At 72.4% G+C, this 25003-nt stretch carries 27 protein-coding genes; 15 read left to right on the top strand and 12 right to left on the bottom strand.

From position 1 onward, the window contains the following. Positions 1–755 precede the first annotated feature (755 nt). Complete coding sequence (locus HD597_RS39560; RefSeq protein WP_253749354.1) at positions 756–1190, bottom strand: Zn-ribbon domain-containing OB-fold protein; 435 nt, start codon at positions 1188–1190, stop codon at positions 756–758. After that, the gene (locus HD597_RS39565) at positions 1190–2353 is read right to left on the bottom strand and encodes a thiolase C-terminal domain-containing protein (protein ID WP_253749356.1); all 1164 of its coding nucleotides are present in this window, start codon (positions 2351–2353) and stop codon (positions 1190–1192) included. Before HD597_RS39565 ends, HD597_RS39560 begins: the two co-directional genes overlap by 1 nt. 233 nt (positions 2354–2586) lie before the next feature. Here HD597_RS39565 and HD597_RS39570 point away from each other — a divergent pair, with 233 nt between their 5' ends. The 7 genes from HD597_RS39570 (at position 2587) to HD597_RS39600 (ending at position 8674) form a co-directional block, all read left to right on the top strand. After that, a complete protein-coding gene (locus HD597_RS39570; protein WP_253749358.1) occupies positions 2587–3108 on the top strand; it encodes a flavin reductase family protein in 522 nt (173 codons plus the stop codon). Continuing rightward, entirely contained in the window at positions 3095–4222 is a 1128-nt protein-coding gene (locus HD597_RS39575) for an acyl-CoA dehydrogenase family protein (protein ID WP_253749360.1), read from the top strand. The genes HD597_RS39570 and HD597_RS39575 overlap by 14 nt, the downstream gene beginning before the upstream one ends. Positions 4223–4294: 72 nt before the next feature. Then, positions 4295–5068 (top strand): SDR family oxidoreductase, encoded by a 774-nt coding sequence (locus HD597_RS39580; RefSeq protein WP_253759658.1) that lies wholly within the window; start codon positions 4295–4297, stop codon positions 5066–5068. 32 nt (positions 5069–5100) lie between these two features. Continuing rightward, positions 5101–5430: a PadR family transcriptional regulator gene (locus HD597_RS39585; protein ID WP_308210786.1), complete on the top strand. Its 330-nt coding sequence runs from the start codon at positions 5101–5103 to the stop codon at positions 5428–5430. Continuing rightward, positions 5427–6527 carry a hypothetical protein gene (locus HD597_RS39590; protein ID WP_253749362.1) on the top strand — a complete coding sequence of 367 codons (1101 nt, stop codon included), beginning with the start codon at positions 5427–5429 and terminating at the stop codon, positions 6525–6527. The genes HD597_RS39585 and HD597_RS39590 overlap by 4 nt, the downstream gene beginning before the upstream one ends. A gap of 63 nt (positions 6528–6590) precedes the next feature. Then, positions 6591–7886 carry a DUF2252 domain-containing protein gene (locus tag HD597_RS39595; protein WP_253749363.1) on the top strand — a complete coding sequence of 432 codons (1296 nt, stop codon included), beginning with the start codon at positions 6591–6593 and terminating at the stop codon, positions 7884–7886. Between the two features lie 41 nt (positions 7887–7927). After that, positions 7928–8674, top strand: coding sequence for an SDR family oxidoreductase (locus HD597_RS39600; RefSeq protein WP_253749365.1), 747 nt, complete (start codon positions 7928–7930; stop codon positions 8672–8674). On the opposite strand, the gene HD597_RS39605 is transcribed toward HD597_RS39600, so the two are convergent. The 3 genes from HD597_RS39605 to HD597_RS39615 all read right to left on the bottom strand — a co-directional run bounded on the left by HD597_RS39605 (position 8675) and on the right by HD597_RS39615 (position 10235). After that, positions 8675–9487 (bottom strand): ATP-grasp domain-containing protein, encoded by an 813-nt coding sequence (locus tag HD597_RS39605; RefSeq protein WP_253749367.1) that lies wholly within the window; start codon positions 9485–9487, stop codon positions 8675–8677. Positions 9488–9649: 162 nt separating this feature from the next. After that, the gene (locus tag HD597_RS39610; RefSeq protein ID WP_253749368.1) at positions 9650–9907 is read right to left on the bottom strand and encodes a hypothetical protein; all 258 of its coding nucleotides are present in this window, start codon (positions 9905–9907) and stop codon (positions 9650–9652) included. Between the two features lie 40 nt (positions 9908–9947). Continuing rightward, entirely contained in the window at positions 9948–10235 is a 288-nt protein-coding gene (locus tag HD597_RS39615) for a hypothetical protein (RefSeq protein WP_253749370.1), read from the bottom strand. Between the two features lie 217 nt (positions 10236–10452). Between HD597_RS39615 and HD597_RS39620 the strand changes: the two genes are divergently transcribed. Continuing rightward, positions 10453–11106, top strand: a complete 654-nt coding sequence (locus HD597_RS39620; RefSeq protein ID WP_253749372.1) for an NIPSNAP family protein — start codon at positions 10453–10455, stop codon at positions 11104–11106. Between the two features lie 80 nt (positions 11107–11186). Here the strand turns inward: HD597_RS39620 and HD597_RS39625 are convergent, their stop codons facing one another. Further along, on the bottom strand, positions 11187–11903 hold the full coding sequence (locus tag HD597_RS39625) for an SDR family oxidoreductase (protein ID WP_253749374.1): 717 nt from the start codon (positions 11901–11903) through the stop codon (positions 11187–11189). A 37-nt stretch (positions 11904–11940) separates the two neighbouring features. Between HD597_RS39625 and HD597_RS39630 the strand changes: the two genes are divergently transcribed. The 4 genes from HD597_RS39630 to HD597_RS39645 are packed head-to-tail and all read left to right on the top strand — an operon-like array spanning position 11941 to position 15182. Next, the gene (locus HD597_RS39630; RefSeq protein WP_253749375.1) at positions 11941–12669 is read left to right on the top strand and encodes an enoyl-CoA hydratase family protein; all 729 of its coding nucleotides are present in this window, start codon (positions 11941–11943) and stop codon (positions 12667–12669) included. An 11-nt stretch (positions 12670–12680) separates the two neighbouring features. Then, positions 12681–13442, top strand: a complete 762-nt coding sequence (locus HD597_RS39635; RefSeq protein ID WP_253759662.1) for a CoA transferase subunit A — start codon at positions 12681–12683, stop codon at positions 13440–13442. Then, positions 13429–14151, top strand: coding sequence for a CoA-transferase subunit beta (locus tag HD597_RS39640; RefSeq protein WP_253749377.1), 723 nt, complete (start codon positions 13429–13431; stop codon positions 14149–14151). Before HD597_RS39635 ends, HD597_RS39640 begins: the two co-directional genes overlap by 14 nt. Further along, positions 14148–15182 carry an NAD(P)H-dependent flavin oxidoreductase gene (locus HD597_RS39645; RefSeq protein WP_253749379.1) on the top strand — a complete coding sequence of 345 codons (1035 nt, stop codon included), beginning with the start codon at positions 14148–14150 and terminating at the stop codon, positions 15180–15182. Before HD597_RS39640 ends, HD597_RS39645 begins: the two co-directional genes overlap by 4 nt. On the opposite strand, the gene HD597_RS39650 is transcribed toward HD597_RS39645, so the two are convergent. The 4 genes from HD597_RS39650 to HD597_RS39665 are packed head-to-tail and all read right to left on the bottom strand — an operon-like array spanning position 15169 to position 19881. Further along, entirely contained in the window at positions 15169–15840 is a 672-nt protein-coding gene (locus HD597_RS39650; protein WP_253749380.1) for a pentapeptide repeat-containing protein, read from the bottom strand. The genes HD597_RS39645 and HD597_RS39650 overlap by 14 nt on opposite strands. A gap of 3 nt (positions 15841–15843) precedes the next feature. Further along, on the bottom strand, positions 15844–17322 hold the full coding sequence (locus HD597_RS39655) for a glycoside hydrolase family 3 protein (RefSeq protein WP_253749382.1): 1479 nt from the start codon (positions 17320–17322) through the stop codon (positions 15844–15846). 26 nt (positions 17323–17348) lie between these two features. Next, positions 17349–18713 (bottom strand): alkaline phosphatase D family protein, encoded by a 1365-nt coding sequence (locus HD597_RS39660; protein ID WP_253749383.1) that lies wholly within the window; start codon positions 18711–18713, stop codon positions 17349–17351. 4 nt (positions 18714–18717) lie between these two features. After that, positions 18718–19881: an acetyl-CoA C-acetyltransferase gene (locus HD597_RS39665; protein ID WP_253749385.1), complete on the bottom strand. Its 1164-nt coding sequence runs from the start codon at positions 19879–19881 to the stop codon at positions 18718–18720. A 97-nt stretch (positions 19882–19978) separates the two neighbouring features. On the opposite strand from HD597_RS39665, the gene HD597_RS39670 reads away from it, so the two are divergent. Both HD597_RS39670 and HD597_RS39675 read left to right on the top strand, forming a co-directional pair. Further along, positions 19979–20647 carry a TetR/AcrR family transcriptional regulator gene (locus HD597_RS39670; protein ID WP_253749386.1) on the top strand — a complete coding sequence of 223 codons (669 nt, stop codon included), beginning with the start codon at positions 19979–19981 and terminating at the stop codon, positions 20645–20647. Further along, complete coding sequence (locus HD597_RS39675) at positions 20644–21324, top strand: DNA alkylation repair protein (RefSeq protein ID WP_253749387.1); 681 nt, start codon at positions 20644–20646, stop codon at positions 21322–21324. Before HD597_RS39670 ends, HD597_RS39675 begins: the two co-directional genes overlap by 4 nt. On the opposite strand, the gene HD597_RS39680 is transcribed toward HD597_RS39675, so the two are convergent. Next, positions 21317–22156: a LysR family transcriptional regulator gene (locus HD597_RS39680; protein ID WP_253759664.1), complete on the bottom strand. Its 840-nt coding sequence runs from the start codon at positions 22154–22156 to the stop codon at positions 21317–21319. The genes HD597_RS39675 and HD597_RS39680 overlap by 8 nt on opposite strands. Positions 22157–22240: 84 nt before the next feature. Here HD597_RS39680 and metE point away from each other — a divergent pair, with 84 nt between their 5' ends. After that, positions 22241–24481 (top strand): 5-methyltetrahydropteroyltriglutamate--homocysteine S-methyltransferase, encoded by a 2241-nt coding sequence (gene metE / locus HD597_RS39685; RefSeq protein ID WP_253749388.1) that lies wholly within the window; start codon positions 22241–22243, stop codon positions 24479–24481. Here metE and HD597_RS39690 read toward each other — a convergent pair. Beyond that, complete coding sequence (locus HD597_RS39690; RefSeq protein ID WP_253749390.1) at positions 24475–24927, bottom strand: MarR family winged helix-turn-helix transcriptional regulator; 453 nt, start codon at positions 24925–24927, stop codon at positions 24475–24477. The two genes, metE and HD597_RS39690, sit on opposite strands and share 7 nt — an antisense overlap. Between the last annotated feature and the right edge of the window lie 76 nt (positions 24928–25003).

Raw genomic sequence — 25003 nt, forward strand, 5'->3', positions numbered from 1 at the left:
CCCTTGACCGAACCACCTCCACCGGCCCATCATCCATTCGTTGGTACAAATCCATCTAAAGGCCGGTGAGGGGGTGAAGGCCAGTGTTGCCGGTCCGCACGGGTACGCCATACCTGCCCTGGCATGACCCCCGCGAAGCAACACGTTTACTGCGTTACGCGTTGACTCGCCAGGGGTTCACCCACACCTACCAGAGCATTGGCGACGGCATGCCCGAGCCATCGGTGCTGACTGAGCTGACCGTGTGTTGCGACGACGGATCCTTAGTCGGGAACAAGGAGGGTGGCGCCCCCGTCACGCATCACTTCGATGACCCGGTCGGTGCAGCTCAACGCATCGCCGCACGTCGCCGGCAACAGGGACCTTCGCGCTCCCCCATCGACTCCGTGTGCGAGTCAACGGTCTAGGACTCCATCCCTCGCCGGAGTCCTGGCGCCGTCGCACGCGGGGCAGGAAGCGCGTCCTGGCGGGTCCCCCACGCCCGCCAGGACGCGCTTTCCTCCGAGGACCTGCCTGAGCCTTCGGCCTCCATCTTCCGATGGGGGCTTTTTCTCTGCCCGCGGGCGGGCCGCGCGACCTCCGGGTCACGCCCGCTGCCGGTTCCGTACCGTTCACGTCTGCCGCCCAGTCCGGGTCGTCCTCCTCGACGACGCCTGCTGCCCCAATCATCGACCCTCGGAGCCCGACCCGGGGGCAGCTTCGTGATGGTGGGACTGGTGGGATTTACCGGTACCAATCGAATTTCCTGAGCGAGCTCAATCAGCGGGGTGATTTTCACTGAGTTGGTGGGAAATACGGCTTTCCGGTATCCAGTCGAGCACGATCAACGACTCGTCCACCTGCGAGAACACCCCGCGCACCGGCTCCCCGGCCTCCGGGGGCCGCTCCGCGCGCCAGTTCCCGTACATCAGAGCTCCGGGAACGGCCTCCAAACGAACCATTACCACTAGGTATGGATCGTGAAGCCCCGGAACGAAGGCCCGGCGGTTGACGATCCAACTCTCAACCTTTCCCTCCGGCTCCAGCTCCCGCCAGTGCCACCCCTCCGTACGGCAGGCCGCGCAGAACGCCCGCGGCGGGAACCGAAGAGTGCCGCAGGCGTCACATTCCTGCACCGCGAACTCCCGCCCGGCGACCCGCTCCCACCACGCGCGCGAGTCACGGTCGGGCTCGGGACGGTAGCCGGGCATCACGCCCTCCTCAGGATCAGCGCGGAAGTGGCGGGCAGGATGTAGCCGGGCTGCGCCGTGGAGAGCGCCACCTCGGCGCCCGGCACCTGGCGGTCCCCGGCCTCGCCCCTGAGCTGCGAGACCGCCTCGGCGATGTGGTTCATGCCGTGGACGTACCCCTCCGACAGGAACCCCCCGTGCGTGTTGACCGGCAGCGCGCCGTCCAGCGCGGTGGCCCCCGAGGCCACGTACGGGCCGCCCTCGCCCTTGGGGCAGAAGCCGTAGTCCTCCAGTTGCACGATCACCGAGTACGTGAAGCAGTCGTAGAGCTCGGCCACGTCGATCTCCTCCGGCCCGAGGCCCGCCTGGGCGTACAGGCGGGGCGCCAGGGAGGCGGCGGCCGTCACCGTGGGGTCGTCGCACGACAGGTGCGAGGTGCCGCCGCCCCAGGCCGCGGCCGAGACGAGGACCGGGGGGCGGCGCAGGGAGCGGGCGCGCTCGGCCGTGGTGACGACCACGGCGCAGGCCCCGTCCGTCTCCAGGCAGCAGTCCAGGAGGCGGAAAGGCTCGGCGATCCACCGGCTGGCCAGGTAGTCGTCGAGGGTGATGGGGGCGCGCATGAGGGCGCGCGGGTTCTTTGTGGCGTTGGCCCGCTGGGTGACCGCCAGGGCGCCGAAGTGCTCGGCGGTGGTGCCGTAACGCAGCATGTGGGCGCGGGCGTACATGGCGAACTGCTGGGGTGGGGCCACGTACCCGTAAGGCGCCTGGTACTGCACCTCAGGGCTCGCGGGCACGCCCCGCCCGGTGCCGCCCATGCGGAACTCCGAGCGCGCGTTGATCGCCCGGTAACAGACGACGGTCTCGGCCAGGCCGGCGGCCACGGCGAGCGCGGCCTGGCCGACGACCGCGTGGGAGACGCTGCCGCCGCCGAACTGGTCGAGGTGCCAGGACAGGTCCGTCAGCCCCAGGGCGGGGCCGAGCAGGGTGGGCGGGGCCGAGTCGCCGACCCGGTGGGTGGCCAGGCCGTCCACCTCGTCCGGGGTCAGCCCGGCATCCTCCAGCGCGGCGAGCACGGCGCGGCAGGCCAGGGTGAGGGTGCTGACGCCGGAGTCCTTGGAGAAGGGCGTGTAGCCGACCCCGGCGACGGCGGTGCGTTCCGAGAATTCAAGCAAGCGCTTGGGCACATGCGTCACGGTAGGCAGGCTTTTTCCGGCCTGTCAACGCAGGTCCAGGAGTGTGACTTGACACCTTCTCGGCGTTCCCCCTACCGTCCAAGCAAGCGCTTGGTAAGATGAATCCAGTCGGCGGATCGAGGAGGCGGACCATGAGCACACACGCTGCCCGGCTCATCACGCCGGACGGCTGTCGCAGCCTTCCGACGCCCCATCAGCGCAGCAGGATTCGCAACGGAGCCGCCATGCCGACGGGGCAGTCGCACCAGAGCCAGAACGGCCAGCTCGACAGCCGCCGTTTCCGGCAGGTGCTCGGCAGGTTCGCGACCGGCGTGGTCGCGATCACGGCCGTCGACCCCGGGGACGGGCAGCCGTGCGGCCTGGCCGCCAACTCCTTCACCTCCGTCTCGCTCGACCCGCCCCTCGTGGCGTTCTGCGTCGCCTACACCAGCACGAGCTGGCCGCGGGTGCGCGGCGCCAAGGCGCTCACCGTGAACGTGCTGGCCGAGAGCCAGCAGGCCGTGTGCGCTCAGCTTGCGACCAAGGGCGGCGACAAGTTCGCCGGCCTGTCCTGGACGGTCTCCCCCGGCGGCAGCCCCGTGCTCGAAGGCGCGCTGGCCTGGCTCGACTGCGCCGTCGAGGCCGAGCACCCGGCGGGCGACCACATGATCGTGGTGGCCCGGGTGCTGCAGCTCGACACCCACGCGGAAGGTGGCCCCCTGGTGTTCTTCCGGGGGGGCTACGGGGGGTTCGTTGAGCCTTCGTGAGCAGGCGCGGGCCTGGCTGGAGGAGAGCCTCGGCGGCGAGTTCGCCGGCGCCAGGGGGCTGGGCGGCCCCGGGCGTGAACACGAGGGCTTCGAGCTGAGGCGGGCGTGGGAGCGCCACCTCGGCGAGCACGGCTGGACCTGCCTGGGCTGGCCGCGGCGCTACGGCGGCCGCGCCGCCTCCCTCGCCGACCAGGTCGCCTTCCACGAGGAGTACGCCAGGGCCGGCGCCCCCGCCCGCCTGGGCCTCATCGGCGAGGGCCTCATCGGCCCGACCGTCCTCGAGTACGGCACCGACGAGCAGAAGGACCGGTTCCTGCCGCCCGTCCAGCGGGGCGAGGAGCTGTGGTGCCAGGGCTACTCCGAGCCGGAGGCCGGCTCCGACCTGGCGAACGTCCAGACCAGGGCCCGCCTCGACGGCGGCGACTGGGTGATCACCGGCCAGAAGGTGTGGACGTCCCTCGCGCAGTGGGCCGACTGGTGCTTCGTGCTGTGCAGGACCGAGGAGGGCTCGCGGCGGCATCACGGGCTGTCGTACCTGCTGGTGCCCATGCGGCAGCGGGGGGTCGAGGTCCGGCCGATCGTCCAGCTCACCGGGACCTCCGAGTTCAACGAGGTGTTCTTCGACGGCGCGCGCACCGCGGCGGGCAACATCCTCGGCGCCCCCGGCGAGGGGTGGCGGGTCGCCATGGCCACGCTCGGGTACGAGCGCGGCGTGTCCACGCTCGGGCAGCAGATCGGGTTCGGCCGGGAGCTGAGCGAGGTCGTCGCGACGGCGCGGCGGACCGGCGCGATCGACGACCCGGTGCTGCGCGACCGGCTCGTCAGATCGTGGCTGGAGCTGCGGATCATGCGGCTGAACGCGCTGCGCGTGCTCCGCCCGGACCCCGGCCCCGAGACGTCGATCGCCAAGCTGTACTGGTCGGAGTGGCACCGCAGGCTGGGCGAGCTGGCGCAGGCCGTCCAGGGCAGGGCCGGGCTGGTCGCGGACGCGAGCGGCGAGCTCGGCGAGCTGCAGCGGCTCTACCTGTTCAGCCGGGCCGACACCATCTACGCCGGCTCCAGCGAGATCCAGCGCACCGTCATCGCCGAACGAACCCTGGGCCTTCCCCGCTGACCGGAGCCGCCGATGCCGCCGCCGCACCTCTCGGAGCCGCCGATGCCGCCGCCGCACCCCTCGGAGCCGCCGATGCCGCCGCCGTACCCCAAGGCCCACGGCCTGCTCGACGGCAAGGTCACGCTGGTCACGGCCGCGGCTGGGGCGGGCATCGGCTACGCCACGGCCAGGCGCTGCGCCGAGGAGGGCGCCACGATCGTCGTCTCGGACCGGCACGAGCGCCGCCTGGCCGCCGCCGCCGAGTCGCTGGCCGAGCTCACCGGCGTCAAGCCGCTCGCCGTCCCGTGCGACGTGACGTCGCAGGCGCAGGTGACGGCGCTGTTCGACGCGGTGATGGAGACGCACGGGCGGCTGGACGTGCTCGTCAACAACGCCGGCCTCGGCGGTACGGCGCCGCTGGCCGAGATGACGGACGAGCAGTGGCACGCGGTCATCGACGTCACCCTGAACGGCACCATGCGCTGCACCAGGGCGGCGCTGCGGCACATGATCCCGCAGGGCCGCGGCGCGATCGTCAACAACGCCTCCGTGATCGGCTGGCGGGCCCAGCGCGGGCAGGCGCACTACGCGGCGGCCAAGGCCGGGGTGATGGCGCTGACCAGGTGCGTGGCCCTGGAGGTGGCCGAGCACGGGATCCGGGTCAACGCGGTGGCGCCGTCGCTGGCCGTGCATCCGTTCCTGGCGAAGGTGACCAGCGAGGAACTGCTGGCGGAGCTGGCGGCCAAGGAGGCGTTCGGGCGCTCGGCCGAGCCGTGGGAGGTGGCGAACGTGATCGTCTTCCTGGCCGGCGACTACTCCACGTACATGACCGGCGAGGTGGTGTCGGTCTCCTCCCAGCACCCCTGACGATATCTTGCGGGACAGGATATCGTGGGCGCATGAATATGACGGAGCCCATGTTCCTGGCGCTGACCGCGCTGGTGGACGCGCCCCGGCACGGCTACGGGATCGTCCAGGAGGTCGATCGGCTGTCCGCGGGGCGCGTCCAGCTCAAGATCGGCACGCTCTACGGGGTGCTCGACCGGCTCTCCGCCGCCGGGCTGGTGGCGCTCGACCGGGAGGAGGCCCAGCAGGGGCGGCTGCGGCGCTACTACCGGCTGACCGACGACGGGGCCGCGGCCCTGCGCGACGAGGCCGCCAGGATGGCCGCCACCGCCGAGGCCGCCACCACGCGCCTGCGCGCCAGGATGGCGGGAGGCGCCACATGAGCGTGCCGATGGACGACGAGGGGAGCCGCATGAGCCTGCCGCCCGCCGCCGCGCGGAGCGGCACGAGCCTGCCGCCCGCCGTTACGAGGAGCCGCGTGAGCCTGCTCGAACGGCGCTATCGCTCCGTGCTGCGCCTGCTGCCCGCCTCCTACCGCGCCGAGCGCGAGGAGGAGATGGTGGACGCGTTCATGGAGATGTCCGGCGACGTGCCCGACGAGCTGAACCCGCGGCCCCGGTGGGGCGAGATCACCAGCGTGGTGGCGCTCGCGCTGCGGCTGCGGTTCGGCGGCGCGGGCGCCGAGCCCCGGCTGTTCGCCTGGGGCGAGACCGTACGGCTCCTCGCCGTGCTCGGGCTGGCCTTCCAGGCCATGGGCGGCCTCTACACGGGCGTGGAGCTGCTGCGCACGCTGGTCTTCCAGGTGGAGCCCGGCCTCGCGGGCGCGCCCGGCTCCTTCGAGCGGCTGGTGGCCGTCGCCGTCTCGGTCGCGCACCTCTGCTCGGCGGTCGCGTTCATGGCGATCATGCGCGGTCACGTCAGGACGGCGAAGATCACGGCCGTCGTCGGCGCGGCGCCGACACTGGTCTACACGCTGATCCCGATGATCCTGGCCGGGCCGCTGGTGGACCGGCCGCTGTCGGAGCCCGCCACCCTGGTGTTCACGGCGGTGCCGGTGATCGCGCTGCTGCTGGGCTTCCACCGCGACGTCACGCCGCCGCGCCGCTCATGGGCGCTGGCCCTGGCGCCCCTGGCCGCGGGTGCGGTGGTGGTGGGCTGCACGTGGCTGCTGATCGCGCTGCGGCTGCCCGACGCCGACTGGCTCTACCTGTGGCTCGATCTCGGCACGGCGATCCCGGTGTGGGCCGTGGGCGCCGTGGTCGTGCTCACCCGGCCGGGCTCGCCGCCGTGGGCGCTGGCGATGTCGGCCGCCGGGCTGCTCCTGCTGCTGATGCGGGTGCCGCTGCTCGGCAACCTCCCCGACGGCTCCGCGTGGCTGACGGTCTGCGCCCAGTGCGCGCTGGTGTGGAGCCTGGCCGTGGCGCTGGCCTGGGTGGGGGCGCGGAGCCTGCCGGCCCGGCGGCCCGCGTTCCGGCCCTGACCCGGCCGGGTCAGGGAAAGATCAGGGTAGGCGGCAAGGGATCCGGGATCTAGTGTCCCGAGCATGGGCACACGCTCCTCCTTCCTGCTCGATGTCCTGATGACGGAGTTCGGCGAGTCGATCAAGCGCGATCCCGCGGCGTTCAGGCGGAAGTTCCGGAAGATGGCGGCCTCGCCGTTCGCCTTCTACCGGGGCAGCGCCTGCCTGTTCTACGCGGACATGGTGGGCGCGTACGCCGACGAGTCCCACCTCGACGGCCCGACCAGCAGGGTCTGGATCCACGGCGACCTGCACGCGGAGAACTTCGGCACGTACATGAACGCCTCCGGCGAGCTGGTCTTCAACGTCAACGACTTCGACGAGGCGTACGTGGGCCCGTACACCTGGGACCTCAAGCGCTTCGCGGCCAGCGTGGCCCTGCTGGGGTACGCCAAGGCGCTGTCGGACGACTCGATCAGCATGCTCGTGACCGACTTCGCCGGCGCCTACCTGGTGGAGCTGTCCGCCATCGCGGCGGGCGGGGACGACGCGATCGGCTCGCTCACGCTCGGCACCACCAGCGGGATGCTGCACCGGGTGCTGCAACGCGCCCGGCTCAGCACCCGCGTGGCGCTGCTGGACGCCGAGACCGTGATCGACGACTACGACCGGCGCTTCGCGCTCGTGGAGGGGCGCGAGGCGGTGGACACGGCGACCAGGCAGTCGGTGCTGGACGCGTTCGCCGACTACCTGACCACGCTGCCCGTGACGGTCAGCCCGGTCGAGCACGTGATCAAGGATGTGGCGCTGCGCAAGGGCGTGGGCATCGGGTCGGCGGGGCTGCCGTCGTACAACCTGCTGCTCGAAGGGCGCTCGCAGGCGCTGGAGAACGACGTCGTCCTCTACATGAAGCAGGCGGCGGTGCCGGCCGTGGCGCGGCACGTCACCGACGAGAAGGTGGCCTCCTACTTCCGGCACCAGGGGCACCGCACGGCGGAGAGCCAGCGGGCGCTGCAGGCCTACGCCGACCCCTGGCTGGGCTACACCGTGCTGCACGGGGTGGGGCAGCTCGTGGCCGAGGTGTCTCCGTACTCGGCCGACCTGGACTGGGACGACGTCAACGAGCCGGACGAGCTGCGCTCGATCATCCAGGACCTGGGCCGGGCGGTCGCGCGCATGCACTCGGTGGCCGACGACGAGTCCAGCCACGACCTCGTGGACTTCTCGACGGAGGAGGCGATCGTGGCGGTGATCGGCGACGACCGGTCCGGCTTCGTCGGGACGCTGGTGGAGTTCGCCCACCGGTACGGCGCGCAGGCCCGCGACGACCACCAGCGGTTCGTGGACCTGTTCCGCAACGGGCGGCTGCCGGGAGTCTGACTTCTGGCAACCGACCAGTCGGTATGGCATGCTCCCAGAACATGAGTCTGTTCTCTGTGGAAGGCAAGACCGTCGTCGTCACGGGCGGGTCGCGTGGCATCGGGCGCATGATCGCCGCCGGGTTCATGGAGGCGGGGGCGACCGTCTACATCTCCGCCCGCAAGGCGGCCGAGGTCGAGAAGACGGCCGCCGAGCTGGGCTGCTTCGCCGTCCCCGCCGACCTGTCCACGCCCGAGGGGCTGGAGCGGCTGGTGTCGGCGGTGGACGGGCCCCTGCACGTGCTGGTGAACAACGCGGGCGCCACCTGGGGCGCCCCGCTGGAGGAATATCCGGAGCAGGCCTTCGACAAGCTCTGGAACATCAACGTCAAGGGCGTCTTCTACCTGACCCAGCGCTTCCTGCCGCAGCTGAGGCAGGCCGCCACCACGGACGACCCGGCCCGAGTGATCAACGTGGGCTCGATCGACGGCATCAAGGTGCCCGCCCTGGAGAGCTTCGCCTACTCCTCGACGAAGTCCGCCGTGCACATGCTCACCCGGCACCTGGCCAAGCGCCTGGCCAAGGAGCACATCACGGTCAACGCCATCGCCCCCGGGCCCTTCGACTCGAAGATGATGGCGTTCGCGCTCGACGACCCCGCCACGCGGGAGGTCATCGCCTCCAACGTGCCCCTGGGCCGCATCGGCCGCCCCGAGGACATGGCGGGCGCCGCGATCTACCTGTCGTCGCGGGCGGGCGCGTACCTGACCGGCACGGTCATCCCGGTGGACGGCGGCATCTCCTGTTGATCAGAGCAGCTCGCGCAGCGCCGTCGCGAAGCGGGCCGCCGCCTTCGGCTCGTAGTTCAGGAAGAGGTACGGCTCGGTCAGCTCCGCCTCGATGACGGCGGGCCGCCCGTCGGAGAGCCGGACCAGGTCGATCCTGGCGTAGAGAAGGACATGGGGTATGGCGGTGAGCACCTTCTCGGCTAGTTCGACCTGGTCCGGGGCTGGGGTGCGGAGCCGGGCCCGCGCGTTGTCCGCCTCCGTCGCGCCGGCGGCGAGCATGGCGCTGCGGCGCACGGCGTGGCTGAGGCGGCCGTTGAAGTACAGCAGCGAGGTCTCGCCCTCCGACTCGACCATGTCGAGGTAGGGCTGGACCATCGGCGTGCGCCCCGTGGCCTCCAGCTCCGCCGCCAGGCGCGCGGCCTCGGCACGGTCGGCGGTCCTGGTGGTGTCGCGGGCGCCGGCGGAGACGGACGGCTTGACGACGTACTCGGGCCAGTCGGGCAGTTCCAGCGACGACCAGTGCGTGGGCACGATGGGCACGCCCAGGTCGCGCAGATAGGTCTTGTCGGTGTTGGACTCGAGCACGGCGTACGGGTTCAGCAGCCTCGTGACCGACTGCACGCCGCGCGCCCAGGCCAGGAACTCCTCCCGCTTGAGGATGTAGTCCCAGACGGAGCGGACGACCACGGCGTCGTACGCGCTCCAGTCGACGGTCGCGTCGTCCCACCGCTCGACGCGCCCCTCGATGCCGGCCTCCCGCCAGGCGGCCAGCATCGGCTCGCGCTCGTCGTCCGTATCGAAATCGGCAAAAGTCGCATAAGCACAGATAGTCACGCAGTGATATTAATGTGGCGCGAGCCGGGTCATTTCGGACCCGGCCCGCACGCGTCACGGGCGCGCCGCGCTGCCGCCTTCAGCAGCCTTCAGTGACGTTCAGTGACGTTCAGCGGCGTTCAGCGGCGCCGCGCGCCCGCCCGCCCGATCAGCCGGCCCCGATCAGTCGTGCACGTCGTCGACGACCACGTCGCTGCCGTTGGTGCCCGTCACGGAGTTGCCGTTGACGTTGTTGACCCCGGTCGCGCCGTGGCCGTTGACGTTGGCGTTGAAGACGTTGCCGAAGTTGTTGCCCGACTGCGAGGAGTCGCGGTTGGAGCTGGAGTTACCGGCGTTGGTGTCGGCGAACGCGGGGGCCGACAGCAGGGTCACGCTCGCCGCCGCGGCGACGATGCCGGTCATGCAGAGCTTCTTCATCATGTCGATGTCCTTTCGAGTGCTGAGCTCGGACGTCAGCCGGTCAGTAGAAGACGTACGTCACCGCGATCCCGCCGTTCGTGGCGGTCGTCGCGAAGCCGTTGACGTTGTTGACGTTGGTCGAGCGACCTTCGCCGTGGTTACCGGCGAGGACGTCACCGAAGTTGTTGCCCGACTGGGACGAGTCACTGTTGCCACTCCGGTTGGCGGACCAGGTGTCACCGGTCAGGGGACCGGCCCAGTCGTCATCAGCGTGAGCGGGAACCGCAAGCAGTGCGCCACCGGCCACCGCCGCCAGCACGGCCGAGACGGCGCACACCTTTCTGATCACTTCTGCTCCTTCGCCAGTGGGGGGAAGCCCTCCAGGACGCCGGCCGCCGGGCCCAGACGCACCAGCCGCCCGTTGGGCTTTCCTTTGACCTCTAGGGATCAAGGTCAGTGCGAGCATATAACTTCTTGTGGTCGAACGGTAGCGGTGAGTAGTCAGAACATAGTTCGGACCATACGCTGACAGGGGGTGTCAGTGACCCGCCCCTACCTTCGCCCGCATGATCTACGAGCTGCGGCGCTACACCATGCGGCCAGGCCGGAGGGACACGCTGATCTCGCTGTTCGAGCGGGAGTTCATCGAGTCGCAGGAAGCCACCGGCATGCGCATCACGGGGACCTTCCGCGAGGTCGGCGAGCCGGACACCTTCCCCTGGCTACGCGCCTTCCCCGACATGGCCGGCAGGAAGAAGGCACTGGAATCCTTCTACGGCGGCCCGGTGTGGCTGGCCAACCGCGACGCCGCCAACGCCACCATGACCGACTCCGACGACGTCCTGCTGCTGCGCCCGGCGGGCCCGGAGTTCCCCTCCGGGGAGCGGCCCCCGGCCGGCGCGACTCCTCCATCGTCACTCTACGTAGCCACCGTCTATCACGTGGACGGGGACGACTTCGCCCGGCTCTTCCATCGTGAGGCCGTGCCCGCGCTGGCCGAGGCCGGGGTCGCGCCGGTCGCCTGCCTGGAGACGGAGCACGCGGAGAACACGTTCCCGCGACTGCCCGTCAGGACCGGCGTGCAGGTGTTCGTGTGGTTCGCCCGGTTCGAGACCCCGCAGGAGGAGCGCGAGGTGGCGCTGCCCATGCTGGAGCCGCGCTTCACCGCGCCCCCGGAGCGGCTGCGGCTGCGCCCCACCGCCCGGTCAGCCCTGCGCTGACGGCCCCTGCGCAGACGGGCCTGCGCAGACGGGCCTGCGCAGACGGGCCTGCGCAGACGGGCCCCGCACAGACCGGCCGCTCAGATCAGGTGCCGCCAGGCGGGGACCTCGCCGCCGCCGTCCACCCGCACCTCGGCGCCGGTCACGTAGCCCGGCGCGGCCAGCCACAGGCACACGGCGGCCACGTCCTCGGGCGTGGCCATGCGGCCGGCGGGGATGGCCTGGCCGTCGAGGTCGGCGCGGCCGCCGTAGTGATCGGCGGTCTCCTGGGTTGCGGCCAGGCCGACGACGACCGTGTTGACCCGTACCAGCGGGGCCCACTCCGCGGCCAGGCAGCGGGCCAGGTGGTGCAGGCCGGCCTTGGCGGCGCCGTACGCGGACGTGCCGGGTGAGGGTCGGGCGCCGCTCGCGCTGCCGATCATCACGACGGCCCCGCCCGAGGCGGCGAGCAGCGGATACGCGCGCTGCGAGACCAGCAGCGGGGCCGTCAGGTTGAGCTCGATGACGCGGGCGTGCAGGCGCGGCGAGGTGCCCTCCAGCGGGGCGTGCGGCGAGCCGCCCGCGTTGTTGACCACCACGTCCAGCCGGCCGAACCCGCCGATCAGCCGCTCGACCTGCTCCGGGTCGCGCACGTCCGCCTGCACGAACCGGTGCCCCGGACGCCCGGGCCCGGTGCGGGCGCAGACGGTCACGTCGGCGCCCGCCGCGTGGAAGGCCGCGGCGATGCCCGCCCCGATGCCCCTCGTGCCGCCCGTCACCAGGACGGACTTGCCCGCGTAGTCGTAAGTCACGGTCACGGGTGCTACCGTACCAAGCAAGCGTTAGGGAGGTACATTGGGCATCTCACTGCGGGAAGGGCCGATCGCCGAAGTGGTCGTGGACGTGCCGCCGGTGAACGCGCTGCCGGTGCGGGCCTGGGAGGAGCTGGCCGGGGCGGTGCGGGCGGCCGGCGAGGACCCCGCGACCAGGGTGGTCGTGCTGCGGGCCGAGGGGCGCGGCTTCAACGCCGGGGTGGACATCAAGGAGATGCGGAACACCGACGGCTTCACCGCCCTCGTCGGGGCCAACCGGGCGTGTTACGCGGCCTTCGCCGCCGTGTACGAGTGCGCCGTCCCCGTGATCGCGGCCGTGCACGGCCACTGCCTGGGCGGCGGCATCGGGCTGGCGGGCAACGCCGACATCGTGGTGGCCGAGGAGGCGGCGTACTTCGGCCTGCCCGAGGTGGACAGGGGCGCGCTGGGCGCGGCCACGCACCTGGCGCGGCTGGTGCCGCGGCACCTGGTGCGGGCGATGGTCTACACGTGCAGGAACGTCACCGCCGCCGAGCTGCACGCGTTCGGCTCGGTGCTGGAGGTGGTGCCCCGGGAGGAGCTGCACGAGACGGCCATGCGGGTGGCCGGGCAGATCGCGGACAAGGACCCGTACGTGATCCGCCGCGCCAAGGAGTCGCTCAACGGCATCGACCCCGTCGACGTCAACCGCAGCTACCGCTTCGAGCAGGGCTTCACCTTCGAGCTGAACCTCATGGGCATCGGCGACGAGCACCGGGAGCGCTTCAGGTGACGGGCAAGGTGATGACGGCCGGGCAGGTGGCCGCCTCGGTGGAGAGCGGGATGACGGTCGGGATCGGCGGCTGGGGCTCGCGCCGCAAGCCGATGGCCCTGGTCGAGGCCCTCATCCAGGCCCCGGCCCGCGACCTCGTGATCGTCTCCTACGGCGGCCCGGACGTCGGCATGCTCTGCGCGGCCGGGAAGGTGCGCAAGGTCGTGGCCCCGTTCGTCACGCTCGACTCCATCCCCCTGGAGCCCGGATTCAGGCGGGCCCGGCAGGCGGGGGCGATCGAGTTCGCCGAGTGGGACGAGGGCATGTTCATGTTCGGGCTGCTGGCCGCGGCGCACCGGCTGCCGTTCCTGCCGACGCGGGCGGGGCTGGGCTCGGACGTGCTGCGGGTCAACCCGGGGCTGCGGACGGTGCGCTCACCCTACGAGGACGGGGAGGAGCTGGTGGCGGTGCCCGCGCTGCGGATGGACGTGGCGCTGGTGCACCTCAACCGGGCCGACGCCCGGGGCAACGCCCAGTACCTGGGGCCCGATCCGTACTTCGACGACCTGTACGCCAAGGCGGCCGGGCGCTGTTACGTCTCGTGCGAGCGGGTGGTGGACACGGCGGATCTGCTCAAGGAGGGGCCCGTGCAGTCGTTGCTGATCAGCCGGTCGATGGTGGCGGGCGTGGTGGAGGCGCCGGGCGGCGCCGGATTCACCTCGTGCGAGCCCGACTACGGGCGTGACGAGGCGGCGCAGCGGAGGTACGTGGAGGGCTTTCGTGAGCAGGGCTGACATCTGCGTGGTGGCGTGCGCGGAGGCGTTCAGGGGCGACGGGGAGATCCTGGCGGCCGGGATCGGCGGGGCGATCACGGTGCTGGCGGCGCGGCTGGCGCGGCTGACGTTCGAGCCGGACCTGCTCACGCACGACGGCGTCTGCCTGCTCACCGGCGACGTGCCGGCGCTCGGACAGGCGCCCGGGGTAGTGGAGGGCTGGCTGCCGTTCCGCGAGCACCTGTGGCTGGTGCTGAACGGGCGGCGGCACGTCATGCTCGGCGCGAGCCAGATCGACCGGTACGGCAACACGAACATCTCCTGCATCGGCGACTGGGCGCGGCCCAAGGCGCAACTGCTGGGGGTGCGCGGGGCGCCGGGGAACACCCGGTGCGACCCGACGAGCTACTGGATCCCCCGGCATTCCAGCCGCGTGTTCGTCCCCGAGGTGGACGTGGTGAGCGGGCTCGGCACGGATCGGGGCGCGTTCGAGCTGCGGCGGGTGGTGACGGATCTGGCCGTGCTGGACTTCGGGACGGCCGACGGGTCGATGCGGCTGGTGTCCGTGCATCCCGGGGTGAGCGTGGACGACGTGGTGGCGGCCACGGGCTTCGAACTGGACAACGTCTCCGGACACGTCGCCCGGACGCGGGAGCCGACCGGCGAGGAGCTGCGCGTCCTGGACCGGCTCGACCCCGGCCGCCTGCGCGACCGCGAGGTGGCGGCGTGAGGACCGCGCTGACCTCGCTCGTGGGCTGCCGGCACCCGATCGTGCAGACCGGCATGGGGTACGTCGCCGGCGCCCGGCTGGCTGCGGCCACCTCGCGGGCGGGCGGGCTGGGGGTGATCGGCGCGGCCACCATGTCGGTGGCCGAGATGCGGGCGGCGATCCGGCGGGTGAAGGAGCGCACGGACGCCCCGTTCGGCGTGAACCTGCGGGCCGACGCCGACGACGCCGCAGAGCGGGTGGAGGTGCTGGTCGCCGAGGGCGTGCGGGTGGCGTCGTTCGCGCTGGCGCCACGCCGGGAGCTGATCGCCCGGCTCAAGGACGCCGGGATCGTGGTGATCCCGTCGGTGGGGGCGCGGCGGCACGCGGAGAAGGTCGCCGGGTGGGGCGCGGACGCGGTGATCGTGCAGGGCGGCGAGGGCGGCGGGCACACCGGGCCGGTCGCGACCACGCTGCTGCTGCCGCAGGTGGTGGACGCGGTGGACATCCCGGTCATCGCGGCGGGCGGCTTCTTCGACGGCCGGGGGCTGGTGGCGGCGCTGGCGTACGGGGCCTGCGGGATCGCCATGGGCACCCGCTTCCTGCTGACCAGCGACTCGCCGGTGCCGGACGAGGTGAAGAAGTTCTACCTGGCGGCCGGCGAGACGGTGGTGACCAGGAACGTGGACGGGGTGCCGCACCGGGTGCTGAGCACGCCGTTCGTGGCCTCGCTCGAACGCGCGCGGCTGGTCAGGGCGGTGGTGAACGGGGCTCGCTTCAAGCGCCTGTCGGGGCTGTCCTGGCGCTCGATGCTGCGCGAGGGACGGCGGATGCGGCGAGGGCGGGAGCTGACCTGGGCCCAGGTGCTCCAGGCGGCGAACACGCCGGTGCTGCTGCGGGCGGCCATGGTGGAGGGCCGGGCGGACCTGGGCGTGATGGCCTCGGGTCAGGTGGTGACCGTGCTCGGCGACCTGCCGTCGTGCCAGGAACTGATCGAGCGCGTCATGGCCGAGGCGGACACGGCGCTGGCCCGCCTGCCCGTCACAGGACGGTGATGCCGCGGGCGGCGAGGATGGCGTTGGCCTGGGCCTGGTTGATGATCGCGCCCGCGAACGCGCGCAGCTTGGCGTCGTCGGGCTCGCCCAGGTCTGCTCCGCGCAGATCGGCCTTGGCGAACTTCGTGTTCAGCAGCCGGGTGCCGCGCAGCCGGCAGTCGCTCAGCGTGGCCTCGGTGAAGTCGCAGCCCGACAGGTCCGCGTCGTCGAAGCGCACGCCCTCGACGTGCTCCTTGCGCAGCGAGCAGCCGCCGAGGTTGGCCAGCGTCAGGTTGGAGCGGCTCAGCTTGAAGCCGGTGCCGCGCGAGCCGGTGAGCGCGGCGCCGATCATGCGGCAGCCGGTGAACGACACGTCCGTCAGCAGCGCGCCCGCGAACTGCGCCGACGACAGGTCCACGTCCGTGAAGGTCGCGTCGATGAGGTCGGCGTCGTTGAACCGGGCGCGCATGCCGCCCCCGCCCTTGAACACCGCCCCGTCGAGGTCGGCCTTGCGGAAGTCGGTCTGCTCCAGCACGCACGACTCGAAGCGCGCGCCCGCCAGCGAGGCGCCCCACAGGTCGGTCTCCGTGAGGTCGCACTCCCGGAAGACGTGGGTCTCCCCCGGCGGGAGCCGGTCGCCCAGCGCTTTGCGGGACAGGTCCTCGCCGTCGAAGTTCACGGGCTAGAGCCTACCGGTCAGCGCCTCCGCGGCCGCCTGCCCGCAGACGCCGGCCGACCCGTACGTGGCCAGGTGCACGGCGCCCAGATCCGACCGGGCGGGCAGGCCCATCTCCACCACCACGGCGTCCGTGCGGGCGCTGAGCAGGTGCCGCAGGGCCTCGGACTGCCAGGCGTAGCGGTGCACGTCCCTGACCACCACGACGAGCGGCCGCCCGGCGGCCAGGCCGATCACGCGCTCCAGCGCCGGCCCCGTGGCCTGGCCGGCGGACAGGCGGGCGACCTCGGTGCCGGGCAGCAGGCGGCGCAGCGGCTCGCCGACGCCCCACGGGGTGTTCTTGTCGATCGCCAGGTTCATCACCGGGGCCAGCTCCACCACGTACGGCGCCTCCTCGATGGGCAGCACCGGCGCGGTGGAGCGGCGGGTGACGCGGATCGCCCGGCGGGCCGCGGCCAGGCCGATCCGGCCGTCGGCGGGCACGGGGCTGCCCGAGGAGGTGGCCCATGAGGCCAGCTCGCGGACCCTTCGAGCGGCGTCGGCCAGACGCTCCTCGGGCAGCAGTCCTGCGGCCACCGCCGCCGCGATCGCGTCGCGGATCCCGGCGGCGGTGGCCTCGTCGGCACGCTCGCCGCCGACGCAGATCGCGTCCGCGCCGGCGGCGATGGCGCGGGCGGAGGCGCCCCCGATGCCGTACGCCCCCGACACCGCGGCCATCTCGATGCCGTCAGTGATGATCAGCCCGTCGAACCCGAGCTCCTCCCGCAGCAGCCCGGTCAGCACCTTGGGGCTGAGGGTGGCGGGCCGCTCGGCGTCGTACGACGGCACGAGCAGGTGCCCGGTCATGACGACCTTGACCCCCTCGTCGATCGCCTCGCGGAAAGGGTGCAGGGCGTCCTCGATCCCGCTCTCGGCGACGACGGGCACGCCGTGGTGGGAGTCGACGGCGGTGTCGCCGTGCCCGGGGAAGTGCTTGGCGCTGGCGGCCACCCCGGCCGACTGCAGCCCGCGCACGAACGCCCTGGTGTGCCGGGCCACCAGCACCGGGTCGGCGCCGAACGCGCGCAGGCCGATGACCGGGTTGTCCGGGTTGGAGTTCACGTCGGCGGAGGGGGCGAAGTCGATGGTGATGCCGGCCCTGGCCAGGTCGCCCCCGAGATCCCTGGCCAGCGACTCGGTGAGCGCCACGTCGTCCACGACGCCCAGCGCGTACGCGCCGGGGCGGCTGCTGCCGGTCGCCACCTCCAGCCGAGTGACCTCGCCCGACTCCTCGTCCGTCCCGACCAGCACCGACGGGTTCTCCGCCCGCAGCGCCGCGGTGAGCTCGGCCACCTGGCCCGGGTCCGCGATGTTGCGCGAGAACAGCACGACGCCGGCCAGCCCGTCGCCGAGCCGGCGGCGCAGCCAGTCGGGGGGCGTGCGGCCGGCGAAACCGGGGAACAGCACGGCGTCGGCAAGGCGAAGCAGGTCACCGCTCAGGGGCATGACCCGAAATCTAATAGGAAAGTTTCCTATTTGCTAGAGGCATTTTCTGATGTCAGCCCGCTCCCCTTCGTGACGAACTCCGCCACCGTACGCACCGGCGCCCCCTTGCGGTCCACGAAGTCCACCGCGCGGAAGGCCACCCGCAACTCCTCGGAGCCGGCGGTGCACGACAAGTAACCGCGCCGGTCGTCGAAGAACCTCAGGTGCGGGTTGGCCGCCAGCACGGCGGGCCCGTCGGTCTCCGGGGGCATGCTGGTGATCGAGCTGCCCACGAACTCGACCCCGACCGTGGCCGAGTCCGGATCCAGGAAGTCGGCCTTCAGCTCGCCGGCCCAGGCGTTGTGCACGTCCCCGCTGAACACGGCCAGCCCCGGCGCGTTCACCCCCAGGATGCGGCCGCGCTGCGCCTGGTGGCCGTCCCAGGAGTCGGGGCGCAGGTTCGGCGCGGGCCCGGGCACGAAACGGCGGGCGAAGAACAGCGGCTGCACCAGCACCCGCCACCGGACCGGGCTGGTGACCAGGCGCGAGAGCAGCCACTGCTCCTGCGCGGCCCCGAGCATGGTGCCGGCGTCGCGGTGCTGCCGCACGTCGAGCACCATGAAGTCGGCCACCGTCCCGTACGTGCGCCGGCGGTACATCTGCAGGTTCCCGTCCTCCGGGCGCACCCTGATCGGCTGGTTCTCGTAGTACGCCTGGTAGGCCGCGCCCCTGCGGCGCAGGAACGCCGCCGACCCGTCGCCCCGGCCCCGGTAGTTGTCGAGCACCTCGTGGTCGTCCCAGGTCGGCACCCAGGGCGCGGCGGCGTGCGCGGCCTGGAGGTCGGGATCGGTCTTGTAGCGGGCGTAGCGCTGGCGGTACTCGTGCAGCCGGCTCGTCTCGCCCGGCAACGGCCCGAGCGCCCGCACGACCCGGGCCGACTGGCGCGACTCGTAGATGTAGTCGCCCACGTGGAAGACGACGTCGGGCCGCTCGTCGGCGAGGTGGCGGTAGGCGGTGTAGAAGCCGTGCTCGTAGCGCTGGCAGCCGGCCACCGCGAACCGCACGGGCCGCGCCGACTCCGGGTGGTCGGCCGTCCTGGTGCGCCCCACCGCGCTCTGCTGGCTGCCCGCCTTGAACCGGTAGAAGTAGTCGGTGCCCGCCCTGAGGCCGGCGACCCTGACGTGCACGCTGTGCGCCCAGACCGGCAGCGCCTGCGCGGTGCCCTGGCGCAGGCCGCGCGTGAAGCGCTCGTCCTCGGCGAGCTGCCAGCTCACCTCCACGGCCCTGGGCGCCATGCCGCCGGGCCGCCGGGGGTCGGTGCCGAGGGGGTCGGCGGCTAATCGGGTCCAGAGCACCACGCCGTCGGGCAGCGGCTCGCCGGAGGCGACGCCGAGGGTGAACGGGTTCGCCATGTCTTCATGGTGCGGGAGTCAGGCGTTCGATGATGGTGACGTTCGCCTGTCCTCCGCCCTCGCACATGGTCTGCAGACCGTACCTGCCGCCCGTACGCTCCAGCTCGTGCAGCAGCTTGACCGCGAGCACGGCGCCGGTCGCGCCGAGCGGGTGGCCGAGCGCGATGGCGCCGCCGTTCGGGTTGACCCTGGCCGGGTTCGCGCCGGTCTCCTTGATCCAGGCCAGCACGACGGGGGCGAACGCCTCGTTGATCTCGATGGCGTCGAAGTCCTCGATGGACATGCCGGTCATGCCGAGCGCGTGCACGGTCGCCGGGATCGGGGCGGAGAGCATCATGATCGGGTCGTCGCCGCGCACCGACAGGTGGTGCACGCGGGCGCGCGGGGTCAGGCCGTGCTCGCGTACGGCGCGGGGGGAGGCGATGAGCAGGGCGGCGGCGCCGTCGGAGATCTGGGAGGCCAGGGCGGCGGTCAGGGTGCCGCCGTCGGTGAGCGGCCTGAGCGCGGCCATCTTCTCGCGGGTGGTGTCCCTGCGCGGGCCCTCGTCGGTGGTGACGCCCTCGTAGGGGACGATCTCGCGGCCGAAGCGCCCGGCGTCGACGGCGTGCAGCGCCCTGCGGTGCGACTCGTACGCGAACGCCTCCATCTCCTCCCGGGCGATGCCCCACCGGGCGGCGATCATCTCGGCGCCGGCGAACTGGGAGACCTCCTGCGTGCCGTACCGCTCCGTCCAGCCCTTGGAGCCGGAGAAGGGGCTGTCGTGGCCGAGCGGGCGGCCCGCGAGCATCGCCGAGGAGATCGGGATCATGCTCATGTTCTGCACTCCCCCGGCCACCACCAGGTCGCTCGTGCCGGACAGCACGGCCTGGGCGGCGAAGTGCAGCGCCTGCTGGGAGGAGCCGCACTGCCGGTCGATCGTGACGCCGGGCACCTCCTCCGGCAGCCCGGCGGCCAGCCAGCAGGTGCGGGCGACGTCCCCGGCCTGCGGGCCGATCGTGTCCACGCAGCCGAAGATCACGTCCTCGACGGCGGAGGGGTCGGCGTCGGCGCGGAACATCAGCTCCTTGAGCACGTGCGCGCCGAGGTCGGCGGGGTGGGCTGCGGCCAGTCCGCCGTTCCTGCGCCCGACGGGGGTGCGGACGGCGCCGACGATGTACGCCTCACTCATCCCCGCATCGTAACAAGCGCTTGGTCTACACGGGAATGCCGTATGAGCAGGGGCAGTTAGGCGAACAAGCGATTGTCTGAGGGCCCATAATGGGAACGTGACCACGCGAAAGAACTCCGGCACGGCCACCACCCCGGCCAAGCGTCAGCGCACGACCTCGTCGGGGTCGGCGTCCGAGCGCCGTGACCACCTCGTCAAGCTCGCCGCGGAGCTCTTCGCGCGCAAGGGCTTCCAAGCCACGACAGTACGCGAGATCGCCGACGAGGCCGGCATCCTCTCCGGAAGTCTCTACCACCACTTCGACTCCAAGGAGACGATCGTCGACGAGGTGCTGTCCACCTTCCTCGACGACCTCATCGCCCGTTACCGCGCCGCCGTCGACACCAGCTCCGACGCCCGCACGGTGCTGTCGGAGATGGTCCGCATCGGCTTCGGCACGCTGGAGCCGCACCGCGCCGCGATCACGGTGATGCAGAACGACTGGAACTACCTGCGCCAGTTCGAGCGCTTCAACTACCTCGTCAAGGCCGAGGACGAGGTCGAGCAGATCTGGGTCTCGCAGATCAAGGCCGGCCAGGCCGCGGGGCTGTTCAGGTCCGACGTCGACCCGAAGCTGACCTACCGGATGATCCGCGACACGATCTGGGTGGCGGTGCGCTGGTTCCGCCCCGGCGGCAGGCTCAACACCACGGCGCTGGCCGAGCACTACATCACGGTGCTCTTCGACGGGCTCGCGACGGGCGAGCGCACCACCCACAAGGGATGAGCCTCGGCAAGGCGGTGCGGCTGGCACTGCAGGAGGCGGCCGAGCCCGGCAAGGCCGAGGCCATGCAGGCCTACATGAAGTCCACGATGCCGTTCCTGGGCGTGCAGGCCGTGCCCAGGCGCGCGGCGCTGCGGCGCGTCTTCGCCGGGCACCGGCTGGACAGCGCGCCGGAGTGGCGGCGGGCGGTGCTGACGCTGTGGCGGGAGGCCGAGTACCGCGAGGAGCGCTACGCCGCCGTCGAGCTGTCCGGCTACCACCTGTACCGCGAGTTCCAGACCCTCTACACGGTGCCGATGTACGAGGAGATGATCGTCTCCGGCGCCTGGTGGGACCTGGTGGACGAGCTCGCCACGCACCGCGTCGGCGGGCTGCTGGCCGCCTACCCCGACTCGATGCGCCCGCTCATGCTGGAGTGGGCGCACGACGGCGACCTGTGGAAGCGGCGCACCGCGATCCTGTGCCAGAACCGGTTCAGGTCCCGCACGGACACGGCGCTGCTGTACGCGTGCATCGAGCCGAGCCTGTCCGACAACGACTTCTTCGCCCGCAAGGCGATCGGATGGGCCTTACGCGAATACGCCAAGACCAACCCCGGCGAGGTCGTCCGGTACGTCAGGGCCAAGGGCATCTCGGGGCTCAGCCGCCGTGAGGCGCTGAAGAACATCCCCGTCACCTAGTCCACAGGGCGTCCTGCACGGCCTGCACCAGGGCCATCAGCTCCGGCGTGACGCGCTCCCGCGACCACGCCAGCGCGTACGTGATGCGCAGGTCCCCCGCCTCCAGCGGCACGAACCGCACGTCGTCCCGCCTGATGGTCCTGGCCAGGAGCTGCGGGATCGGCAGCAGCCCGGCGCCCGCCGCCACCAGGTCGAGCGCGGCGCCGAAGTCGTCGTCGGCCACCAGCCGGGAGCGGCCCGGCAGCCCCGGCCAGGGGCGGGTGCCCGGGGCGAGGAGCACGTGGCCGCCCAGCTCGCCGGCCGTCACCCGGGGGCGCGACTCCAGCATGTGCCCGGCGGGGACGGCCAGGTGATCGACGGTGACGTGGAACCTGGCCGCCGTGACGAACTGCGCGGGCGCCGGCGTGGCGAGGATCGCCGCCGACACCTCCCCGTCCGACAGCGCCCGCGCCGCCGCGCTCCGGCCCGCCGCGCGCAGCTCCACCCCGATCGCCGGGGTGCGGCCCGCCAGCCGCCTGACGATCCGCGCCGCCAGCACGCCCACGAGCGACGGATAAGCCAGATGAATGGTCGGCCTGGCCAGCCTGGCCGCCTCCGCGCCGAACGCCTCGACCGACTCGATCACCTGCTCGGCGTGCGCGAGCAGCGCCTTGCCCGCCGCCGTGAGGCGCACCTCCCGGGCCGAGCGCTCGAAGAGCCGGGAGCCGGTGGCGCGTTCGAGCCGGGTGATGGCCTGGCTCATGGCGGGCTGGGACATCCCGAGGTCGGCGGCGGCGGCCGAGAAGCTGAGCCGTTCGGCGACCCTGGCGAAGCAGTGGATCTCCCTGAGCATAAGCAGCACCAATCCATGGTGCACCACCTCCGCGGCGGTCGGCAGGATGCCAGCGACCTGATCCAGATCTAGGGAGCTGAAGAGATGTCCTCCTTCCCCACGTCCACCGTGCTCGGATACCCGCGCATCGGGCCGCGACGGGAGCTCAAGCGGGCGCTGGAGTCGTACTGGAGCGGGCGCTCCACCCGCGCGGACCTCGACCGGGTGGGCGCCGGGCTGCGGGAGCGGACCTGGCGCCGGCTGGCGGAGCTCGGGCTGGACGGGCTGCCGTCGAACACGTTCTCCCTGTACGACCAGGTGCTGGACACGGCCGTGCTGCTCGGCGCCGTGCCTGAGCGCTACCGGGACGCCGCGGATCCCTACTTCGCGATGGCCCGCGGCACCGAGGGGCTGGCGCCGCTGCGGATGACGAAGTGGTTCGACACGAACTACCACTACATCGTGCCCGAGATCGGCCCTGACACGGTGTTCAAGCTGGACGCGAGCAAGCCGCTGGGCGAGGTGCGGGAGGCCCGGGCGCTGGGGTTCGAGACGCGGCCCGTGGTCGTCGGGCCGGTGACGTTCCTGCTGCTGGGCTCGGCGCTGGACCGGCTGGACGAGGTGCTCGGCTGCTACGAGGAGCTGCTGGCCGCGCTGGCCGCGGAAGGGGTCGCGTGGGTGCAGCTCGACGAGCCGGCCCTGGTGGGCGACCGGACACCCGGCGAGCTGGCCGCCGTGCGGGCGGCCTACGAGCGGCTGGGCTCGGCGGCGGCGCGGCCGGGACTGTTCGTGGCCTCGTACTTCGGCGACCTCGGGGAGTCGCTGCCGGTGCTGGCCGGCACGCCGGTGGAGGCCATCGGGGTGGACCTCGTGCGGGGCGGCGTGCCCGTGGCCGACCTGACGGGCAAGACCGTGGTGGCGGGCGTGGTGTCGGGGCGGGACGTGTGGCGGACCTCCCCCGGGCGCGCGCTGGCCGCCCTGGATGCCGTACGGGCCGCGCGGGTGGTGGTGAGCACGTCGTGCTCGCTGCTGCACGTGCCGTACTCGCTGGCCGGCGAGCCCGGCCTGGAGCCGGAGCTGAGGGGGCGGCTGGCGTTCGCGGAGGAGAAGGTGGCCGAGGTCGTGGCGCTGGCCGCCGCCCACGCCGCCGCCCGTGCCTCCGCCCGTGCCTCCGCCCGTGCCTCCGCCCGTGCCTTCGCCCGTGCCTCTACCCACGCCCTCGGCTCGGCGCCCGGCGTGCTGCCCGGTGACGACCAGCCGTCCGTGGCGCTGCCGCCGGAGCCGTCGCCGTCGCAGGAACGCTCCCCGTACGCCGTCCGCGCCGCCGCCCAGGCCGCGCACCTGCGGCTGCCGCCGCTGCCGACCACCACGATCGGCTCGTTCCCGCAGACCGGCGAGCTGCGCGCGGCCCGCGCGGCCGTGGCCGCCGGCACGCTGTCGCAGGCCGGCTACGAGCGGCGGGTAGAGGCGGAGATCGAGCGGGTGATCAGGGTCCAGGAGCGGCTCGGGCTCGACGTGCTCGTCCACGGGGAGCCCGAGCGCAACGACATGGTGCAGTACTTCGCCGAGCACCTCGACGGCTTCGCGGTCACCACGAACGGCTGGGTGCAGTCGTACGGGTCGCGCTGCACCAGGCCGCCGATCCTGCACGGCGACGTCGCCCGCCCCGAGCCGATCACGGTGCGGTGGGCCGGGTACGCGCAGTCGCTGACGTCCCAGCCGGTCAAGGGCATGCTCACCGGGCCCGTCACGATCGTCGCCTGGTCGTTCGTGCGCGACGACCTGCCGCTGCGGGACGTCGTCCTCCAGGTGGCCGACGCCATCGGGCAGGAGGTGCGCGACCTGGAGGCGGCCGGGCTGTCGATCATCCAGGTGGACGAGCCGGCCCTGCGCGAGCTGCTGCCCCTGCGCCGGTCCGCGCAGGCCGAGTACCTGGAGTGGGCGGTGGCGGCGTACCGGCGGGCCACGTCGGGGGCGAGCGAGCGCACCCAGATCCACACCCACCTGTGCTACTCGGACGCCGACCAGATCCTCGCCGCCATCGACGGCCTGGACGCCGACGTCACCACCATCGAGTCGGCCCGGTCGGGGGCGCGCATCCTGGGGGCGGTGTCGGCGTTCGGGCGGGGGCTCGGGCCCGGCGTGTACGACATCCACTCGCCGCGGGTGCCGTCCGCCGAGGAGGTGGAGTCGCTGTTGCGGCGCACCGTTGAGGCGTTGCCGGTGGAGCGGGTCTGGGTCAACCCGGACTGCGGGCTGAAGACGCGTACGTACGAGGAGGTCGAGGCGTCGCTGGCCAACGTGGTGACGGCCACGCGCCGCCTGCGCTCAGCCCTGCCTCACTGAGAGCGCTGGTGGTCGGCCACCCTGGTGAGCAGGCCGACGAGCTGCTCGCGCTCGGCCCCGGTCAGGGACGCGAGCAGCTCCTCCTGCGCCCCCGCGAGCAGCCGGTCGAGCTCTTCAAGCTGCCGGACGCCCGCCGGCGTGACGGTGACGACGTTGCGCCGCCGGTCGTCGGGGTCGGGGCTGCGCTCGACCAGCCCGCGCCCGGCCAGCTCGTTCACGGCCGCCACGATGTCGCTGCGGTCGATGCCGGTACGCCGCCCCAGCGCGGCCTGGCTGGCGGGCCCGAACTCCTCCAGCGCGGCCAGCAGCGAGTAGTGGTGGCGGCGCAGCCCCGGCTCGGCGAGCGCCTGGTCGACCAGCCGGTTGGCGGACGTCGCGACCTGGTTGACCAGCCTGCTGGGCAGGACGCGCAGCCTCCGCGGGATCGGGTCCTCGGCTCTCTCCACGCGATCAACGGTACCAACTCCATTGGCGCGACCCACAATCTCCCTGTATCGTTAGTGTCATAAACATTGGTACAAC

Origin of the sequence: Nonomuraea thailandensis (assembly GCF_024172165.1) — a bacterium.
Classification (GTDB): Bacteria; Actinomycetota; Actinomycetes; order Streptosporangiales; family Streptosporangiaceae; genus Nonomuraea; species Nonomuraea thailandensis.

Coding starts and splice junctions, on each gene's coding strand:
- HD597_RS39570 (WP_253749358.1), top strand. CDS start 2,587: ATGCCGACGGGGCAGTCGCACCAGAGCCAGAACGGCCAGCTCGACAGC.
- HD597_RS39580 (WP_253759658.1), top strand. CDS start 4,295: ATGCCGCCGCCGTACCCCAAGGCCCACGGCCTGCTCGACGGCAAGGTC.
- HD597_RS39675 (WP_253749387.1), top strand. CDS start 20,644: ATGAGCCTCGGCAAGGCGGTGCGGCTGGCACTGCAGGAGGCGGCCGAG.
- HD597_RS39600 (WP_253749365.1), top strand. CDS start 7,928: ATGAGTCTGTTCTCTGTGGAAGGCAAGACCGTCGTCGTCACGGGCGGG.
- metE (WP_253749388.1), top strand. CDS start 22,241: ATGTCCTCCTTCCCCACGTCCACCGTGCTCGGATACCCGCGCATCGGG.
- HD597_RS39610 (WP_253749368.1), bottom strand. CDS start 9,907: ATGATGAAGAAGCTCTGCATGACCGGCATCGTCGCCGCGGCGGCGAGC.
- HD597_RS39590 (WP_253749362.1), top strand. CDS start 5,427: ATGAGCGTGCCGATGGACGACGAGGGGAGCCGCATGAGCCTGCCGCCC.
- HD597_RS39585 (WP_308210786.1), top strand. CDS start 5,101: ATGAATATGACGGAGCCCATGTTCCTGGCGCTGACCGCGCTGGTGGAC.
- HD597_RS39595 (WP_253749363.1), top strand. CDS start 6,591: ATGGGCACACGCTCCTCCTTCCTGCTCGATGTCCTGATGACGGAGTTC.
- HD597_RS39635 (WP_253759662.1), top strand. CDS start 12,681: ATGACGGCCGGGCAGGTGGCCGCCTCGGTGGAGAGCGGGATGACGGTC.
- HD597_RS39680 (WP_253759664.1), bottom strand. CDS start 22,156: ATGCTCAGGGAGATCCACTGCTTCGCCAGGGTCGCCGAACGGCTCAGC.
- HD597_RS39620 (WP_253749372.1), top strand. CDS start 10,453: ATGATCTACGAGCTGCGGCGCTACACCATGCGGCCAGGCCGGAGGGAC.
- HD597_RS39660 (WP_253749383.1), bottom strand. CDS start 18,713: ATGGCGAACCCGTTCACCCTCGGCGTCGCCTCCGGCGAGCCGCTGCCC.
- HD597_RS39655 (WP_253749382.1), bottom strand. CDS start 17,322: ATGCCCCTGAGCGGTGACCTGCTTCGCCTTGCCGACGCCGTGCTGTTC.
- HD597_RS39560 (WP_253749354.1), bottom strand. CDS start 1,190: ATGCCCGGCTACCGTCCCGAGCCCGACCGTGACTCGCGCGCGTGGTGG.
- HD597_RS39665 (WP_253749385.1), bottom strand. CDS start 19,881: ATGAGTGAGGCGTACATCGTCGGCGCCGTCCGCACCCCCGTCGGGCGC.